The 17,704-nt window shown below is 69.8% G+C and carries 18 protein-coding genes; 13 read left to right on the forward strand and 5 right to left on the reverse strand.

The genetic code is table 11. The features are described 5' to 3' along the window. The first annotated feature begins 20 nt into the window (after positions 1-20). The 3 genes from mgrA (at position 21) to HBK84_RS03585 (ending at position 3,197) form a co-directional block, all read left to right on the forward strand. A complete protein-coding gene (gene mgrA, locus HBK84_RS03575) occupies positions 21-1,112 on the forward strand; it encodes an L-glyceraldehyde 3-phosphate reductase (RefSeq protein WP_167318199.1) in 1,092 nt (363 codons plus the stop codon). Further along, entirely contained in the window at positions 1,109-1,933 is an 825-nt protein-coding gene (locus tag HBK84_RS03580) for a LysE family translocator (protein ID WP_167318200.1), read from the forward strand. Before mgrA ends, HBK84_RS03580 begins: the two co-directional genes overlap by 4 nt. Positions 1,934-2,111: 178 nt before the next feature. After that, on the forward strand, positions 2,112-3,197 hold the full coding sequence (locus HBK84_RS03585) for an inositol-3-phosphate synthase (protein ID WP_064847334.1): 1,086 nt from the start codon (positions 2,112-2,114) through the stop codon (positions 3,195-3,197). A 161-nt stretch (positions 3,198-3,358) separates the two neighbouring features. Here the strand turns inward: HBK84_RS03585 and HBK84_RS12800 are convergent, their stop codons facing one another. After that, a complete protein-coding gene (locus HBK84_RS12800; protein ID WP_240919084.1) occupies positions 3,359-3,535 on the reverse strand; it encodes a hypothetical protein in 177 nt (58 codons plus the stop codon). Between the two features lie 23 nt (positions 3,536-3,558). On the opposite strand from HBK84_RS12800, the gene HBK84_RS12805 reads away from it, so the two are divergent. After that, complete coding sequence (locus HBK84_RS12805) at positions 3,559-3,906, forward strand: flavodoxin domain-containing protein (protein ID WP_370520629.1); 348 nt, start codon at positions 3,559-3,561, stop codon at positions 3,904-3,906. Here HBK84_RS12805 and HBK84_RS03595 read toward each other — a convergent pair. Further along, on the reverse strand, positions 3,866-4,663 hold the full coding sequence (locus tag HBK84_RS03595; protein WP_131332487.1) for a phosphatase: 798 nt from the start codon (positions 4,661-4,663) through the stop codon (positions 3,866-3,868). The two genes, HBK84_RS12805 and HBK84_RS03595, sit on opposite strands and share 41 nt — an antisense overlap. A gap of 10 nt (positions 4,664-4,673) precedes the next feature. After that, positions 4,674-5,909 (reverse strand): glycosyltransferase, encoded by a 1,236-nt coding sequence (locus HBK84_RS03600; protein ID WP_240919086.1) that lies wholly within the window; start codon positions 5,907-5,909, stop codon positions 4,674-4,676. A 114-nt stretch (positions 5,910-6,023) separates the two neighbouring features. Between HBK84_RS03600 and alr the strand changes: the two genes are divergently transcribed. The 4 genes from alr to tsaD all read left to right on the forward strand — a co-directional run bounded on the left by alr (position 6,024) and on the right by tsaD (position 10,392). Next, positions 6,024-7,976, forward strand: coding sequence for an alanine racemase (gene alr / locus HBK84_RS03605; RefSeq protein WP_167318201.1), 1,953 nt, complete (start codon positions 6,024-6,026; stop codon positions 7,974-7,976). A gap of 106 nt (positions 7,977-8,082) precedes the next feature. Continuing rightward, positions 8,083-8,769 (forward strand): tRNA (adenosine(37)-N6)-threonylcarbamoyltransferase complex dimerization subunit type 1 TsaB, encoded by a 687-nt coding sequence (gene tsaB, locus HBK84_RS03610; protein WP_035959476.1) that lies wholly within the window; start codon positions 8,083-8,085, stop codon positions 8,767-8,769. An 11-nt stretch (positions 8,770-8,780) separates the two neighbouring features. Next, positions 8,781-9,326 carry a ribosomal protein S18-alanine N-acetyltransferase gene (gene rimI, locus HBK84_RS03615; RefSeq protein ID WP_064847356.1) on the forward strand — a complete coding sequence of 182 codons (546 nt, stop codon included), beginning with the start codon at positions 8,781-8,783 and terminating at the stop codon, positions 9,324-9,326. Next, a complete protein-coding gene (tsaD, locus tag HBK84_RS03620) occupies positions 9,313-10,392 on the forward strand; it encodes a tRNA (adenosine(37)-N6)-threonylcarbamoyltransferase complex transferase subunit TsaD (RefSeq protein WP_098054353.1) in 1,080 nt (359 codons plus the stop codon). The genes rimI and tsaD overlap by 14 nt, the downstream gene beginning before the upstream one ends. A gap of 21 nt (positions 10,393-10,413) precedes the next feature. Here tsaD and HBK84_RS03625 read toward each other — a convergent pair whose 3' ends face one another. Together HBK84_RS03625 and HBK84_RS03630 are read right to left on the reverse strand one after the other, a co-directional pair. Next, complete coding sequence (locus HBK84_RS03625) at positions 10,414-11,559, reverse strand: glutamate--cysteine ligase (RefSeq protein WP_167318202.1); 1,146 nt, start codon at positions 11,557-11,559, stop codon at positions 10,414-10,416. A 103-nt stretch (positions 11,560-11,662) separates the two neighbouring features. After that, positions 11,663-13,033 carry a class I SAM-dependent methyltransferase gene (locus HBK84_RS03630; protein WP_240919087.1) on the reverse strand — a complete coding sequence of 457 codons (1,371 nt, stop codon included), beginning with the start codon at positions 13,031-13,033 and terminating at the stop codon, positions 11,663-11,665. Positions 13,034-13,194: 161 nt separating this feature from the next. Here HBK84_RS03630 and HBK84_RS03635 point away from each other — a divergent pair, with 161 nt between their 5' ends. The 5 genes from HBK84_RS03635 (at position 13,195) to groES (ending at position 17,644) form a co-directional block, all read left to right on the forward strand. After that, a complete protein-coding gene (locus HBK84_RS03635; RefSeq protein ID WP_167318203.1) occupies positions 13,195-14,175 on the forward strand; it encodes a siderophore ABC transporter substrate-binding protein in 981 nt (326 codons plus the stop codon). 79 nt (positions 14,176-14,254) lie between these two features. Beyond that, a complete protein-coding gene (locus HBK84_RS03640) occupies positions 14,255-15,232 on the forward strand; it encodes an ABC transporter permease (RefSeq protein ID WP_085106481.1) in 978 nt (325 codons plus the stop codon). Next, positions 15,225-16,262, forward strand: coding sequence for an iron chelate uptake ABC transporter family permease subunit (locus tag HBK84_RS03645; protein WP_167318204.1), 1,038 nt, complete (start codon positions 15,225-15,227; stop codon positions 16,260-16,262). The genes HBK84_RS03640 and HBK84_RS03645 overlap by 8 nt, the downstream gene beginning before the upstream one ends. Further along, positions 16,259-17,014, forward strand: coding sequence for an ABC transporter ATP-binding protein (locus HBK84_RS03650; protein WP_035959444.1), 756 nt, complete (start codon positions 16,259-16,261; stop codon positions 17,012-17,014). The genes HBK84_RS03645 and HBK84_RS03650 overlap by 4 nt, the downstream gene beginning before the upstream one ends. Before the next feature lie 333 nt (positions 17,015-17,347). Next, positions 17,348-17,644 (forward strand): co-chaperone GroES, encoded by a 297-nt coding sequence (gene groES, locus HBK84_RS03655; RefSeq protein ID WP_035959438.1) that lies wholly within the window; start codon positions 17,348-17,350, stop codon positions 17,642-17,644. Positions 17,645-17,704 lie beyond the last annotated feature (60 nt).

The following is a 17,704-nucleotide window of genomic DNA, read 5'->3' on the forward strand; positions in this document are numbered from 1 at the left end:
AAGGTGGCACACTGGACCCCATGCTGACTTTTGGTGAGAACACCGTGTGGACCGCGGCCGAGGACCGCTACGAGACCATGCCGTACCGGCGGGTGGGCAACTCCGGGCTGAAGCTGCCCGCGCTGTCCCTGGGGTTGTGGCATAACTTCGGCGATGACACCCCGCTCGCGACCATGCGGGCCACGCTGCGCCGGGCGTTCGACCTGGGGATCACGCACTTCGACCTGGCCAACAACTACGGCCCGCCCGCGGGCTCCGCGGAGCTGAACTTCGGACGCATCCTGCGGGAGGACTTCGCACGGTACCGCCAGGAACTCGTGATCTCCACGAAGGCGGGGTGGCAGATGTGGCCCGGCCCGTACGGCGGTGTGGGCGGTTCGCGCAAGTACCTGCTCGATTCCATCGACCAGTCGCTCGAACGCATGGGTCTGGACCGCGTGGACATCTTCTACCACCACCGCCCGGACCCGGAGACGCCCCTCGAGGAGACGATGGGCGCGCTGGACCACATCGTGCGCTCGGGCCGCGCGAGCTACGTGGGGATCTCGTCCTACAGCGCGGACCTCACGCTTGCCGCGCAGGGGATCATGCGGGAGCTGGGCACGCCGCTGCTCATCCATCAGCCCTCGTACTCGATGCTCAACCGCTGGATCGAACAGCCGGACGAGCGCGCGGACGGGAAGAACCTGCTGGGCGCCCTCACGGAAGCGGGCATGGGCTCCATCAGCTTCTCCCCGTTGGCCCAGGGCATGCTCACCGACAAGTACCTGAACGGCGTCCCCGAGGACTCCCGTGCGGCTGCCGGGAAGTCACTCAACCCGGACTGGTTGAGCGAGAACACCCTGGAGCAGATCCGGGAACTGAACGCGATGGCCCGGGAGCGCGGGCAGACGCTGGCCCAGATGGCGATCGCGTGGGTGCTGCGTCCGCAGGCCGAAGGTCAGGTCACGACGGCGCTCGTGGGCGCGTCTTCGCCCGAGCAGATCGCCGATTCCGCCCGCGCCGTGCAGAACTTGGACTTCTCCGACGATGAACTGCAGCGGATCGACGAGCTGGTCTCGGACGCGGACATCAACATCTGGGGGGCGGCCACCGAGTCCAAGCACGTATGACCGCGGCGCAGTACGCCGCGCTGCTGGGACTGTGGATCGCGGGGATCATCTCCCCGGGTCCGGACGTCCTGGTGATTCTGCGCAATGCGTTCCTCACCACACGTGGCAAGGCCATGCTCACGGCGGCGGGGGTGATGGTCGGCAACCTCATGTGGATCACGCTCTCGCTCACGGGCGTGACGCTGGTGATCAACAGCAATCATGTGCTCAAACTTGTGATCCAGATCGCCGGTGCCCTGTTCCTGGCGCGCATGGGCTACGGATCCCTGCGCGCCGGGCTGGCCACGCGCGCGCTGAATCGCGGTGGAACGGGTCACGCGGAGACCTCGGATCCCGAGGCACGAGCGGGCCTCGCCGCGCGGGTCTGCACCGACGGGCAGGACGGCCCCGGCGGTTCGGCCGGATTCAGCGGACCAGTGGACCCCGACGTCGCCGCGAGCCCCGCCGCATCCGCGGGCACAATCGGGGGTCCCGCGTTCTCGAAGGCCGGAGGTCTGCTCGGGACCCGCAACCTCACATCGGGCAAGGCCCTGCTCCAGGGGACGATCACCAACCTGGCCAATGCCAAGGCGATCGTCTTCTTCATCGCCCTGTTCGCGACCGTGGTTCCCGCGGACATCCTGTGGTGGGAGGGACTGATCGCCCTGGCGCTGCTCATGGCCGTGGGCTTGGCGTGGTTCCTGGCCGTCGCGTGGTTCGGTTCCGTCCCCGCCTTGGCGCGGCGGTTCCAAACACGCTCAGCCGAGGTCGAGATTGTGGCCGGGGTCGTGTTCTTGCTGGTCGCGGTGTTGTTGCTCGTGGAGGTCGTCCTGGCCGGGTGACCGTGCAGCGCGAGGGCGGCAGCGGCGCCGTCGTCATCGCGGTGCCCGGGTGAGGCACGTCCGAGCGCGTGGCTAGACTGTGGAGTCGGTTGCGTGCGGCGTGGCACGGCGGGATGCGGTGCCCACGCACGAACGCGCGAGGTGCGCGTGGCCGTCATCACCCGAGCTGAGGAGAACCGTGTCCGAAAATCCCATCCGAGTGGCCATTGCCGGTGTGGGCAACTGCGCCACATCGCTCATCCAGGGCGTCCACTTCTACCGGGACGCAGACCCCTCCGAGACCGTGCCCGGGCTCATGCACGTGCGCTTCGGTGACTACCACGTGGGGGACGTGCAGTTCGTGGCCGCGTTCGACGTGGACGCGGCCAAGGTGGGCTTGGACCTCTCCCAGGCGATCCTGGCCTCCGAGAACAACACCATGGAGATCGCAAAGGTCCCCAACCTGGACGTGAACGTGCAGCGCGGACCCACCCTGGACGGGCTGGGCCAGTACTACCGCGAGACCATCACGGAATCGGACGCCGAGCCCGTGGACGTCGCGCAGGTGCTGCGCGAGCGCGAGGTGGACGTGCTCGTCTCCTACCTGCCGGTGGGTTCCGAGGAGGCCGACCGCTACTACGCGCAGGCCGCGATCGACGCCGGTGTGGCGTTCGTCAATGCCCTGCCCGTGTTCATTGCCGGGACCGACGAGTGGGCGCAGAAGTTCACGGACGCCGGCGTGCCGATCGTGGGCGATGACATCAAGTCCCAAGTGGGCGCGACCATCACCCACCGCGTGCTGGCCAAGCTGCTCGAGGACCGCGGCTACGTCCTGGACCGCACGTACCAGCTCAACGTGGGCGGGAACATGGACTTCAAGAACATGCTCGAGCGCTCGCGGCTCGAGTCCAAGAAGATCTCCAAGACCCAGGCCGTGACGTCCAACGTGCCGCACGAGATGCGGGCCAAGGACGTGCACATCGGACCCTCGGACTACGTGGGGTGGCTTGACGACCGCAAGTTCGCCTTCGTCCGCCTCGAGGGCCACGGCTTCGGCAACGCCCCGATCTCGCTCGAGTACAAGCTCGAGGTGTGGGACTCGCCCAACTCCGCCGGTGTGATCATCGACGCGATCCGCGCTGCGAAGATTGGCCTGGACCGCGGCATCGGGGGACCGCTGACCTCGGCGTCCTCCTACTTCATGAAGTCCCCGCCCGAGCAGTTCGACGACGACACCGCCCGCGAGAACGTGGAGAAGTTCATCCGCGGCGAGGTCGAGCGCTGATCGTCCCGTAGCACCGCACGACGACGCCGCGAGGGCCGCCCGGCACGTACCGGGCGGCCCTCGGTCGCGTCCGGGGGCGCGCGTCCTGCCGCTGGCCCGGGCCCGCGGGTGCGGCGGCCCGGGTCCCTGGGGGCGGGCGTACGGCCCGGCCCTCGCGCGGTTCAGCGGAAGACCGCCGAGCCCTCGGCGGACGCGCGCGCCAGGTCCGCGACCGCCCGGACCCGCCGGGGCATGGTCACATCCCGCGGCCAGGCCAGCACCACCGATTCCCGTTCGCTCCCCGGGGACACCGGGCGGCACACCACGGGTAGTCCCTCCCGACTCAGCTCCGCCCCCACGCCCAGGAACGTACCCCGCCGCTCTGGACACCTCCCACCCGCACGTCGTGGTGTGTTCCACGTACGGGGACGGCGAACTGCCCACGTCCGCGCGGGCCTTCGCGACGGCAGTGGCCGAAGGAGCCGCGGATCTGAGCGGCGTGCGCTACGCGGCGTTCGGCCTTGGGGACCGCACGTACGGGGAGACGTTCGCGCGCGGCGTCGTCGTGCTGGACGAGACCCTCGCGGCAGCGGGCGCGTCCCGGTTCGGGGACGCGGGTCGGCACGACGCCGCCGAGGGCCGACCGCCCGCGCGGCAGGCGTGCGAGTGGCTGGACGGGATCGCCGACCTCAGCCGCGTTCCTGCCCCGCGAGCCCCGCACGGGAAATGATGTAGTCCACCACGGGGTCGTAGAGGTGCGGGGGGACGTTGTCGTCCAGCGGGACCACGACCTCCACCTGCCCCTGGGCCTCAGCGACGAAGATCCCGGGGTCGTTGCAGTCACCCATCGCGATGGTGGACAGCCCCGCCCGCGAGCCCGCGTACCCGGCCATCCCGTGATCGGCGATCACGAGGTCCGGCGCCTCGCGGCCCTGGTCCCGCAGGTGATCGAGGACCAGCTGCATGGGCTCGGGGAAGTGGGTGTGGCGCAGGCCGCCGTACTGCTCGACCATCACGACGTCCTCGATCTGGCGGACGTCCCCGTCCTCGAACGGCAGGGCCTCGTCGAAGCGCAGCACGCGCGCCCCGGACTTGCGTGCCACCCGCGCGAGCCGGGCGTACACGGGCGCGAGACCGGAGGGATGGCCGGTCGCGAACAACAACCGCTTGCGGCCCTGCACCGCACGGCTGAACAGCTCGGCGTAGCGGTCGAGTCCGGCCACGCACAGCTGCGCGGAAATGGAGTCCTGGCCCTCGGCGTACTCGGGGTCGTCGTTGATCCCCACGCGGTCGCGCATGAGCTCGAAGACGGAGTCGAAATCCCAGTCCCTGATGCGCTCGACACCCATGTGCTGGTGCTGGTCTCCGTCCAGGAAACCCTGGATGTTGCGGAGGTTGGCTTCACGGGGGGTCGCGACGGCCCCGGTGATCCGGGAGCGGTCCAGGTATCGGGCAAGGGAATCACGGCTCAGGTACGCGGTGGTCACACGGGAAAGTTTAGGCGTCGTGCTCGCGCGCCGCACAGGCGAGGTAGGCCGCAGCGTGCTGCGCGGCGACGTCGTCCCACGTCAGTTCGCGCGCTCGCAGCCGAGCGGCGTGTGACATTGCTCGCCACGCGCCCGGGTCCCGGGCCGCGCGGTACAGTGCGTCCGCCCAGCTCGCGGGCTCGCGGTCCGGGACGAGCCGGCCGGTCTCACCGTCGCGCACGGCGTAGCGCAATCCGTCCACGTCCGTGGCCAGGATGGGCGTCCCGCACGCCTGGGCCTCGACCGCCACGAGCCCGAACGTCTCCGACGACGACGCCACGGCCACCGCGTCCACCCGGCCCATGAGTCGGGCGAGGTCCTCGCGGGGCAGGGAGCCGCGGAATTCGACGGCGCTCGCCACGCCCCCCGCGTCCGCCAGCTCGCGTAGGTGGGCCAGGAAGCCGGGGGAGCCCACACCGGCCAGGATCAAGCGAACGGGAACGTCAGGGTGACTGCGGTGCAACTCTCCGAGCGCGCGGACCAGGATCTGCTGTCCCTTGAGGGGCTGCATGCGTCCCGCGGACAGGACGGTGAAGGGCCCGTTCCGTAACTCGTCCCGTTCGTCCGGGACCGGCGGGTGGAAGACCTCGGGGTCCACCCCGGGCGGGATGACGACCACGCTCGCCGGATCCGCGCCGTACAGCTCCACGACCTGCCGCTGTTCCGCGGGGGTGTTCACCACGGTGCGGCAGGCGTGGGCGATCAGTTCTCGTTCGGCGGCCTCCCGCTCGGCCGGTTCGGGGGACTCGTCCGATCCGGCGCGCAGGTTCTTGGCGGCGGCGGAGGTGTGCAGGGTCAGGACGAGGGGAGCCCGGAGGAAGCTGGCCACGTGGAGCCCGGCCACGCCGGAGAGCCAGTAGTGGGCGTGCACGACGGGCGCGGCGTCGTCGGCGTAATGCTGTGCGAGGGCCTCGCCGAAGGCACGAGCGAACCGGGGCAGGCCCTCCTTGGGGACCTCTGCGGCGCCCGCGAGCGCCACGGTGAGCAGCCGCACGGCCGGGGCGAGGTCCGTCGTGCGAATGCCGGGGGAATGGGACGGATCGCGATCGAGGGTGGCCATGTCCACGGCCCACCCCGCGTGGGCGAGCGCGTGGGCTAGGTGCCACACGTACACGTTCATGCCACCGGCGTCCCCGGTCCCGGGCTGGTCCACGGGGGACGTGTGCATGCTCAGCAGCAGGACACGGGGCCGATCGGGAGAGGACACGCGACCAGCCTACTGGGGCGGCGTACCGGGACCGCCCGCCCGGGAACGAGTGCGCGTGACTCGGGCGGGGCCGGGCGTGCCGGCGGCGCAGGGCACAATGGAATGGTGAGTGCGATGACAGACCGACAGCCCCGGCAACCCATCGAACGCAGCGCGGTGGTGGACCTCTCCGCCGTGCAACACAACGTGCGGCGCCTCGCGGAACTCGCCCGGGGGCGCACGCTGATCGCCGTGGTCAAGGCAGATGCGTACGGCCACGGGGCGGTTCCGGTGGCGCGCGCGGTGCTCGCCGCCGGCGCCCATATGCTCGGCACGGCGCACGCCTCCGAGGCGGTGGCCCTGCGCGACGCGGGCATCACCGCCCCCGTGCTCGCGTGGCTGCACACCCCTGCCACGGACTTCGAACAGGCGCTGCGACGCGACGTCCGCCTGGGTCTCAACGGGTGGGAGCTCGACGCCGTTCTGGCCGCCGCCCGCGACACGGGCACCCCGGCCACGGTGCACCTGAAGCTCGATTCCGGGCTCGGCCGCAACGGTGCCACGGTGGAGGAGTGGCCCGGGTTCGTCGAGCGCGTGGTGGCCGCTCAGAACGCCGGTCTGCTGAGCGTGGAAGGGATCTTCACGCATCTCGCCGTCGCGGACGAACCGCAGCGCGAGGCCGAGACCGTTGCGCAATTGCACGCACTCAGCGATGCGGTGCGGATCGGGCGCGACGCGGGCCTGGACCCCACCCTGATCCACGCGGCCAACACCCCCGGATTATTCGGGGCACAGGACATGGCGGACCCCGATCTCATGCTCCGCGACGCCGTGCGGGTGGGGCTGGGCCTGTACGGGCTGAGCCCGTTCGCGGATCGCACCCCCGAGGACTTCGGCCTGCGCCCGGCCATGACCCTGCGGACCCGTGTGGCCAACGTCAAAGCCGTGCCCGCGGGCCACGGGGTCTCGTACGGTTTCGCGTACCGCACCACCGGGCCCACGCACCTTGCGCTGATCCCGCTGGGCTACGCCGACGGCGTTCCCCGGGTAGCCACGGGCGCCCCCGTGCGGATCGGGGACCGGGTGTACCCCGTGGTGGGGCGGATCGCGATGGACCAGTGCGTCGTGGACCTGTCGCGGGGCGGGGAGCCCGCGGCGTCGTCGTCCGGATCGGAACCGCCCGGAGTGGACTCGTCCGCGGCGGAACCGCCCGTGCGCGTGGGGGACGAGGCCGTGCTGTTCGGGGCGGGGGAGGACCCGTCCGCCACGCGGTGGGCGGATGCCGCGGGGACGATCAACTACGAGATCGTCACGAGGATCTCGCCGCGCGTACCCCGGGAGTACGTGAACGCTCCCGATGCCGACGGCGTCGGAACAGCCGGGAGCGCGGCGGACAGTGCCGCCTGGACCGTGACTCGGCATCCCGACACCGCTCATGACACCCGGGTGCTCGCCGAGCGGGTGGCCGAGCACCTGCGGGCCGGGGACCTGGTCATGCTCAACGGTGACCTCGGCGCCGGAAAGACCACGTTCACCCAGGGGCTCGGCCGGGGCCTCGGGGTGCGCGACGGGATCATTTCCCCCACGTTCGTGTTGAGCCGCGTGCACCCCAACGATCCGGACGGGCCCCACCCGGGCGGACCCGATCTCGTGCACGTGGACGCCTATCGCTTGGACTCCGCGGCGGACGTGGACGACATCGACCTCGAGGACACCGTGGACACGTGCGTGACCGTCGTGGAGTGGGGGACCGGCAAGGTGGAACACCTCAGCGATTCCCGGTTGGTGATCGACATCGTCCGGGCACGGGGTACGCAGGACGGGCCCGGCTCGGCGGATCCGGTGTCGGACGCGACGGGTGCGGAGTCCACCGTGGGGACCACGGACGGTGAGGACCCCGCGGATCTCAGTGGGGCGGTGCTCTCCGGCGGATCAGGTTCCGACGGAGAGGGCGATTCCCCCTCCGCGGCGGACGTGATCCGCGCCCTCAACGACGAGTGGAAATCCGCGGAGCAACTCAGCGATGAACCGCGCGCGGTGATCGTGCGCGGCTACGGACCCCGTTGGGCGGACCCCCTCCAGTTGTGACCTCGCCACGCAGTGCCGGGGCGAGGGGCGGCCGGAGCCCGGAGTGATGGCGGCGGGCGGTCGCCGGGGCCCGGAGCGGTCGCGGGGCCGGGCTTAGACTGTTCGGGTGCTTGTGCTGAGTCTGGATTCCTCGTCGATTGCGTCCGTGGCACTGTCCCGGGACGGTGAGGTCTTGAGCAGGTTCGACACCGTCGACACCCGATCCCACGCCGAGGCCCTGGCTCCCGCCGTGCACGACCTCATGGCGGAGGCGGGCCTTACCGGCACCGACCTGGACGCCGTTCTCGTGGGCACCGGTCCCGGACCGTTCACGGGTCTGCGCGCGGGACTTGTGACCGGTCGCACTTTGGGCTTTGCCTGGGCCTTGCCTGTCCATGGGGTGTGTTCCCTGGACGCGGCGGCGTTCCACGTGGCCCCGGAGGCGCTCGCCGCGGGTCATGCGGAGTTCGTGGTGGTCACCGATGCGCGCCGCAAGGAGCTCTACCGCCGCGACTACCGGGTGCACGAGGACGAGCTCGGACCCGTGATCACCCCGCTGGGCGATCCCCGGGTTGGCCCCCCGGAGGACGTTCCCGCGCTGCCGTGCTACGGCTCCGGTGCGGGGCTCTACCCCGATCGGTTGTCGCACGCGGTCCCGGGATTCTCGGACCTGCACCCCTCCGCCGCGGATCTCGCCCGGGCGGCGTGGGCGATCACGAGCCGCGGTCAGGAACTGAGCACCGACACGTCCCCCCTGTACCTGCGCGATTCCGACGCCAAGGTGCCCGCATCCCCCAAGCGGGCCACCCGGTGACGGGCCACCCCATGACGGGAGGGCACGCGGCTGCGGTGGGAGCGGCGTCGTCGTTACCGGCGGGCTACGCGCTGCGCCCCATGCAACCTGGGGACCTCGAGGACGTGTACGCGCTGGAGGCTGTCCTGTTCCCCGAGGACGCCTGGCCCCGGCACATGTTCCACGAGGAACTGACCCACCCCACACGGCAGTACTGGGTGCTCACCCGGGACCGGGAGATCGTGGGCTACGCGGGGATGATGAGCATCCCGCCGGTCGCGGATGTGCAGACCATCGCGGTCGCGAAGGACCACGAGGGCAAGGGCCTGGGCAGTGCCCTGCTGCGCGTGCTGCACGAGGCCGCGATTCGCAGCGGCGCCACCGAGATGATGCTCGAGGTGCGGGCGGACAATCCGCGGGCACAAGAGCTGTACCGCCACTTCGGCTATCACCACATCCACACCCGGGCGCACTACTACGGGCCCGGCCACGACGCGCTGATCATGCGCTGCGAACTGGTTCCCGCGAAGGAGCCCACCCGCAGCGCGGACGGAAGGACCATTCATGAACACCGCTGAACCGCTCGTCATGGGCATCGAGTCCTCGTGCGACGAGACGGGTATCGGGATCGTGCGGGGCACCGAGCTGCTCACCAACACGGTGTCCTCGTCCATGGCCGAACACGTGCGCTTCGGCGGGGTGATCCCCGAGATCGCCTCGCGCGCGCACCTCGAGGCGTTCGTCCCCGCGGTGCGTGCTGCGCTCGACGACGCCGGTGTGACCCTGGACCAGCTCGACGCGATCGCCGTGACCTCCGGGCCCGGGCTCGCCGGGGCGCTCATGGTAGGGGTCGCGGCGGCCAAGGCACTCGCGGTGGCCACGGGCAAACCCCTGTACGCGATCAACCACCTCGTGGCCCACGTGGGGGTGGGTCTGCTCGACGACCGCGGTGAGCTGCCCGACGGCCTGGGCGCGCTGCTCGTCTCCGGGGGCCACACCGAGATCCTGGCCGTCCCCGACATCACGAGCGACGTGCGGCTACTGGGCGCCACGATCGACGACGCCGCCGGCGAGGCCTACGACAAGGTCGCCCGCCTGCTCGGCCTCTCCTACCCCGGTGGGCCAGCGATCGACAAGGCCGCGAAGGACGGCGACCCGACGGCTTTCGCGTTCCCCCGGGGGCTGACGGCGGGCAAGTACATGGGGTCGGCCGAGAATCCCGGTCCGCACCGTTACGACATGTCCTTCTCCGGCTTGAAGACGGCCGTGGCTCGCGTGGTCGAAGCGTTCGACGCCGCCGATCAACCCGTCCCCGTGGCGGACGTGGCCGCAAGCTTCCAGGAGTCGGTCGTGGACGTGATCGCGCGCAAGACCGTGCTGGCGTGCACCGAACACGGGATCACCACGCTTCTCATGGGCGGGGGCGTGGCCGCCAATTCCCGGTTGCGGGAGGTCGTGACCGCGCGGTGCGGTGAGCACGGGATTCCCGTGGTGATCCCGCCGCTGTCCCTGTGCACCGACAACGGGGCGATGGTCGCGGCCCTGGGCTCCCGACTGGTGGCGCAGGGCCGTCAGCCCACCGGGATCTCGTTCACCGCGGACCCCGGCCTGCCGGTGTCCACGGTGTCGATGCCGGCGGCGTAGTCCTGCCGGGCCGTATCCGGATCAGCGTTCCGAGCGGTTGCGCTCCACGATGTCCATGACCACGGCGCGCAGGTCCCCGCCGTTCTCCCGGGCCACGCGCCGTTGGCGCTGATAGCCCAGGGCCCCGCTCATCATGGTCTCCACGTGCGCGAGCTCGCGGGCGCAGCCGAGCTCGTCCGCGAGGGGTTCCAGATCGGTGAGCAGATCCGCAAGGTCCTCCGTGACCAGGCGCTCGCGGTTGCGGGTGTCCCGGATCACGACGGCCTCGAGACCGTAGCGCGCGGCGCGCCACTTGTTCTCCTGGTGGTGCCACGGGGGCATCACGGGGATCGTCCCGCCGTCGTTGAGGGAACGGGAGAAGGACTCCACCAGGCACTGCGTCAGTGCGGCGATCGCCCCCACCTCCCGCAGGGTCGAGGGACCGTCGCACACGCGCATCTCCACGGTCCCGAAGCGGGGGACGGGGCGGATGTCCCAGCGGTTCTCGGAGATCTCCTCGATCACGCCGGTCTCGATGAGGTCGTTGACGTAGGACTCGTACTCGCCCCACGTGTCGAAGTGGAAGGGCAGCCCCGCCGTGGACAGCTGCTGGAAGATCAGTGCCCGGTGGGACGCGTACCCCGTGTCCTGGCCGCACCAGTACGGCGAGTTCGCGGACAGCGCGAGCAGGTGGGGGTAGTAGTTGAGCAGGCCCTCCAGGACGGGCAGGGCCTTGTCCCGGTGGTCGATGCCCACGTGCACGTGGGCCCCGAAGATCACCATCTGCCGCCCCCAGTACTGCGCGCGGTCCAGGACCTTGAAGTAGCGTTCCTTGTCCACCACGGGCTGGTCCGCCCACTGGGAGAACGGGTGGGTCCCCGCGCCGAAGATCTCGAGGGACCGAGGATCCGTGATTTCCCGGATCCGGTCCTGGGTGTCCGCGAGCTGGTCCACGGCCTCGCCCACGGTGTCGCACACACCGGTCACCATCTCCACGGTGTTCTGCAGGAACTCGCCCGTGACATGGGGGTGGTCCCCCTCCTCACCGAACTGCGGGTGCTGCGCCACGAGGGCATCGAGGACCTCCTGGCCGCGCGGGGCGAGCTCGCCGCTCTCGCGCTCGACCAGGGCGACCTCCCACTCCACACCCAGGGTGGAACGTTCGGAGCTGTGGAAATCAATCTGCACGGCGTGGTCCTCTCATGGGTGCACCGGGATCGGCGGTCGTGACCTGAACCGGGACGTCGTTGCCGACCACCGGGGTGTCGCGCGCGGTCCGAACACAGGGGTATCAGTGTACGAGGTTTACGGCGAGCACCACGCGCCGTTCCTTCCCCGCCTGCTCGAGTCGCGTCATGACCAGGGTCGCTCGCTGCGAACCCCGGGGTGCAAGTTGCTTACGCAGTTGCTCGGGGGTCACGTCCGTGCCGCGTTTCTTGATCTCCAGGGTCCCCACGTCCTGCTCCCGCACCCACTTCTTGAGGGTCTTCACGGTGTGGGGCAGCACCTCGCGCACCTCGTACGCGGTGGCGAGCGGGGTGTGCACGAGCGTGTCCGAGCTCAGGTACGCGATCGCGGGATGGATCAGCCGCGCTCCGATGCGCTGCGCGAGATCGGTCACGAGCCCCGCGCGGATCACTGCGCCGTCGGGCTCGTAGAAGTACTGCCCCACCGCGCCCAGCAGATCCCCTTCCGCCGCGGGCGACTCCCACGTCGCGGAGGTCAGTTCGGCCGCCGACGACGCCGCGGCACCGTCCCGGGATGCGTCACCGCTCCGGCCGTCCCCGGCACCCGGCGCGTCGTCACCCGGCACGAGCGTGTCGTCGGCGGCGCTGGGAAGGCGGGGTGCGCCGTCGTGTCCGAGGACCAGGGCGGCGCGCGCGACGTCCGGGCGGCGCACGGCGTTAAACCACAATGCGACCTCCACGACGTCACCGTGCTGTGAGATCCATTGGGCCTCCGCGGCGCGCGGGACGTACTCGTGGGGGATGCCGGGACCGAGCTTGGCGCCCACGGCGAGCCCCCGATCCGCGAGGTCCGTGACGAAGGACAGGGGAGGGGAGAAGGCCTCCGGGTCGAACAACCGCCGCGTGCGGCCGTGACCCGAGACCCGGCGCGCGGGGTCCAGCCACACGCCCTGCGCGGGACAGGACTCAAGGGCGTCCAGGTCCAAGGACTGCGCGTCCGCGCACACGACGCGAGCGCGCGGCCATCCCGTGAGGTTGACGGTCGCCACGGCCGCGGTGACCGGGTCCCGCTCGACCGCGGTGACCGTGCGCTCGAGCGCGGCCAGGGCCAGCGAGTCCGCGCCGATCCCACATCCCAGGTCCACCACGTGCTCGATCCCCGCTTGCGCGAACCGCTGGGCGTGCAGGGCGGCCACCGACCACCGGGTGGCCTGCTCCACACCGTCTCGCGTGAAGACCATATGACGGGCGAAGTCCCCGAACTTGGCGTGGGCCTTGGCGCGCAACCGGGACTGGGTGAGGACCGCGGCCACGAGCTCCGGGTCATGGCCCTGTGCTCGCAGGGACTGGGAGAGCGAGAGCGTGGCGTCCGGGTCGTAGGGGCCCAGCGAATCCAGCAGCCGCATCCCCCGCGGGGTCAGCAGCTGGGCGAGGCTGCGGGTCTCGGCGTCGTCGGGGGCGGTGGAGGCGTTCACGCGTCCATCACATCACGGCGCGGGGAAGCCGCGGCGAACGCGCGGGCCGCGACGCCCGTCACAGAACCATTTACATTACGATCCGCATCCCTAATTAGGTTAGGCTCACCTAGTGGCTGGCCGCCCGTAACAGACGACCCCGCGAGATTGCGAGAAGATCCATGTCCATGAACCGATTGATCCCCGGTGTGGCGCTGAGTGCCGTGGCGGCACTGGCCCTCGTGGGATGCGGTGCCAACGCCCAGAACGCCTCCGACACCCAGGCGTCCTCGGCAACCGTGACCGTCACGGACAACAAGGGCGAGCAGACCGTTCCCGCACCGCCGCAGTCCGTGGTGGCCACCGACAACCGGGTGTTCGAGACGCTCGCGGACTGGGGCGTACAGCTCAAGGCCGCCCCCAAGCAGCTGATCCCGAACGGCATCTCCTATGCGAACGACGATGCCGTGGTGGACCTGGGTTCGCACCGCGAACCGAATCTCGAGGCGATCGCCGGGGTGGACCCGGACCTCGTGATCAACGGGCAGCGCTTCACGCAGTACTACGACGACATCAAAAAGCTCGTCCCGGACGCCGCCATGCTGGAACTGGATCCGCGCGACGATCAGCCGCTGGACGAGGAACTCAAGCGCCAGACCACGGCCCTGGGCGAGGTCTTCGGCAAGCAGGAGGAAGCCCGCCGACTCACCGACGGGCTCGACCAGGCCGCCCAGCGCGCCAAGGACGCCTACGACGGCCAGTCCACGATGGGCGTGATCGTCTCCGGTGGTGACATCGGGTACGTGGCACCGAGCAAGGGACGTACGATCGGCCCGCTGTTCGACATGGTGGGGCTGCAGCCCGCGCTGAAGGTCGAGGGCTCCGACAACCACCAGGGGGACGACATCTCCGTGGAGGCCATCGCCCAGTCCCGCCCGGAACTGCTCATCGTGCTGGACCGTGACGCGGGCGTGAAGACCTCCGAGGGTGCAAGCCCGGCGTCCGAGGTGATCGAGAAGTCCGAGGCCCTCAAGGACGTTCCCGCGGTGAAGAACGGCAACGTGGTCTACCTGCCCGCGGACACCTACACGAACGAGGGGATCCAGACCTACACCGAGATCCTCGACGACATTGCGGAGAAACTGGGAGGCCGGAGCAACTGATCCCTCCCACCCCGCACGACCACCGACGCCCCGCGGGAGCCTCCCGCGGGGCTTCGGCATGATCCAGGAAGCACACGTGATGGTCTCCACTGCACAACGTCCGACCCGCACGGGGGTGGCCCGGGACTGGAAGTTCTGGCTCGCCCTGCTGGTGGTCCTGGGACTGCTCTGGCTGTCCCTGGTCACGGGGGTCGCGGACCTTTCGGACGCCCAGGGTGAGCAGTTCCTGGGTCTGACCCGGATTCCCCGCACGGTGGCACTGGTCCTGGCCGGTGCCGCGATGGCCATGTCCGGGCTGGTCATGCAGTTGCTCACCCAGAACCGGTTCGTGGAACCCACGACCACGGGCACCACCGAGTGGGCCGGGCTGGGGTTGTTGCTCATGATGATCCTGGCCCCGGACGCCGGGTTGAGCGCGCGGATGATCGGCGCGATCGTGGCCGCGTTCGTGGGGACCATGGTGTTCTTCGCGTTCCTGCGCCGGGTTACGCTGCGTTCCTCCCTGATCGTGCCGATCGTGGGGATCATGCTCGGGGCCGTGGTGGGGTCGATCTCCACCTACCTGGCGCTCGTCACGGACCGGTTGCAGAACCTGGGCGTGTGGTTCGCCGGCAGTTTCACGTCCGTGCTGCGCGGCCAGTACGAGACCCTCTGGGTCGTGGCACTCGTGGCGGTGCTCGTGGTCATCACCGCGGACCGGCTCACCGTGGCGGGACTCGGCGAGGACATCGCGACCAACGTGGGATTGAACTACAACCGGATCATCCTGATCGGCACCGGACTCGTGGCCGCGGCCACCGGCGTGGTCACGGTGGTCGTGGGCAACCTGCCGTTCCTGGGGTTGATCGTGCCCAACGTGGTGTCCCTGTTCCGGGGCGACGACCTGCGCTCCAACCTGCCCTGGGTGTGCCTGCTCGGGATCGGCCTGGTCACGGTGTGCGACCTGATCGGGCGCACGATCATCGCGCCGTTCGAGGTCCCCGTGTCCCTGATCCTGGGCATCGTGGGCGCTGCGGTGTTCATCGCCCTGTTGCTGCGAAGCCGGCGCCATGTCTGAGGTGACCGCGCTGCGCCACGACCGGGCGCGCACTGGATCGGGGGCCTTCGTCTCCCCGGCCCACCGCCGCCGCTACTGGATCACCGCGCTGTCCCTGCTCGCGGCGGGACTCGTGTTCTGCGCGGGCATCCTCACGTGGGACAACCCCCTGCCGTTCGGCACCCCGGGGTTCTGGCGGATCGCCGAGTCCCGGGCCACGAGCGTGGTGGTGATCCTGATCGTGGCGGTGAGCCAAGCCATGGCCACGGTCGCGTTCCAGACCGCTGCGAACAACCGGATCATCACGCCGTCGATCATGGGTTTCGAGTCCCTGTACGTGCTCATCCAGACCTCGGCGGTGTACTTCCTGGGTGCGGTGGGGGTCAGTGCGGTGCAGGGGCTGCCGCAGTACGCCCTGCAGGTGAGCCTCATGATCGTGTTCGCGCTGGGGCTCTACGGTTGGTTGCTCTCGGGCAAGTACGCCAACGTGCAGGTGATGCTGCTGATCGGCATCGTCCTGGGCGGCGGGCTCGGCGCGGTGTCCACCTTCATGCAGCGCTTGCTCTCACCGAGCGAGTTCGACGTGCTCAGCGCCCGCTTATTCGGCTCGGTGGCCAACGCGGATCCCGGGTACTTCCCGCTGGCCGTGCCGCTGTGCGTGGTGGCCACGGTGGCCCTGTACGCGCACTCCCGCACGCTCAACGTCATGGCCATGGGGCGGGACGTGGCCACGAACCTGGGCATGGACCACCGCCGGGGGCTGCTGCTCACCCTGTTCTGGGTGTCCATCCTGATGGCGGTCTCCACGTCCCTGATCGGGCCCATGACGTTCCTGGGGTTCCTCGTGGCGATCCTGGCGTACCAGCTCGCGGACACCCACGACCACCGCTATGTGTTCCCCATGGCCGCGCTGATCGGTTTCGCGGTGCTGTCCGGGGCCTATTTCGTCCTGAAGAACGTCTTCTACGCGGAGGGCGCTGTGTCCATCATCATCGAGCTGGTGGGTGGCAGTGTCTTCCTCTTCGTGATCCTGAGGAGGGGCAGACTGTGATCCAGTTGACCGGACTGGTCAAGGAGTACGGCACGGACATGGCGATCGGGCCGGTGGATCTGCAGATCCCCGCCGGTGGCGTGACCGCGCTCGTGGGGCCCAACGGCGCGGGGAAGTCCACGCTGTTGACCATGATGGGTCACCTGTTGGGTCCCGAGGCCGGCACCGTGGAGATCGGCGGTCACGACGTGAGCAGGACGCCGCCGCGCGAACTCGCCAAGGTGGTCTCCACGCTGCGCCAGGAGAACCACTTCACCGCGCGGCTCACCGTGCGCCAGCTCGTGGCGCTGGGTCGCTTCCCCTACACGCGTGGGCGGATCACCCGGGACGACGAGCGGATCATCTCCGAGTCGATAGACTTCTTCGACCTGGGACCCCTGCAGAACCGCTACCTGGACCAGCTCTCGGGCGGTCAGCGCCAGCGCGCCTACGTGGCCATGGTGCTGTGCCAGGACACCGAGTACCTCCTGCTGGACGAGCCCCTGAACAACCTGGACATGCGCCACTCTGTGCACATGATGCATCACTTGCGCCGCGTCGCGGACGAGCTCGGACGCACCGTGCTGATCGTGCTGCACGACATCAACTTCGCGAGCCACTACTCGGACTGGATCTGCGCCGTGAAGGACGGTCGCGTGGTGGAGTTCGGCCCACCCGAGCAGATCATGACGGACGAGACCCTCACGCGCGTGTTCGACACCCCGGTCACGTGCCACGACGGTCCCCACGGACGGCTCGCGGTCTACTACTGACGCGGCACGCAGGGCTCTCCGGCCACTCCTGACGCGGCTCGGACGGCTCGCCGGCCACTACTGACGCGGCCGCGGGGAGGCTGGGGACAGCGGCGTCGTACCCGCGGATTGCGCCCAGAGGCGAGCGTGGCGGGCGCGCCTTGACCGCGTGCGGCCCGTCTCCCTACAGTGATGATTAGCACTCTCATGGTGAGGGTGCTAAAGGCCAGGCGCTCAATCGGCACCGCGACGACGGTTGGCACGCCAACTGGCCTGTGGCGGACGCGGTCATGGGACCCCATGACACGGCGCGTTCGCACACCGTCTCACACGCCTAGAAGAAAGGGAGAGATCGTGTCGGTCTCCATCAAGCCTCTCGAGGATCGCATCGTGGTTCAGCCGCTGGCCGCTGAACAGACCACCGCTTCCGGTCTGGTCATCCCGGACACCGCCAAGGAGAAGCCGCAGGAAGGCACCGTCCTGGCCGTGGGCCCGGGCCGCGTGGACGACAAGGGCAACCGCATCCCCGTGGACGTCAAGGAGGGTGACGTGGTCATCTTCTCCAAGTACGGCGGGACCGAGGTCAAGTACAACGGCGAGGAGTACCTGGTGCTCCCCGCGCGCGACGTGCTGGCCGTCATCGAGAAGTAATCCCCGCAACGACTTTTGTGCGCGGTGCCCGGACGTTCGCCCGAGAACGGGCCACGCGGG

The organism is Kocuria sp. KD4 (assembly GCF_011769905.1).
GTDB lineage: Bacteria > Actinomycetota > Actinomycetes > Actinomycetales > Micrococcaceae > Kocuria > Kocuria marina.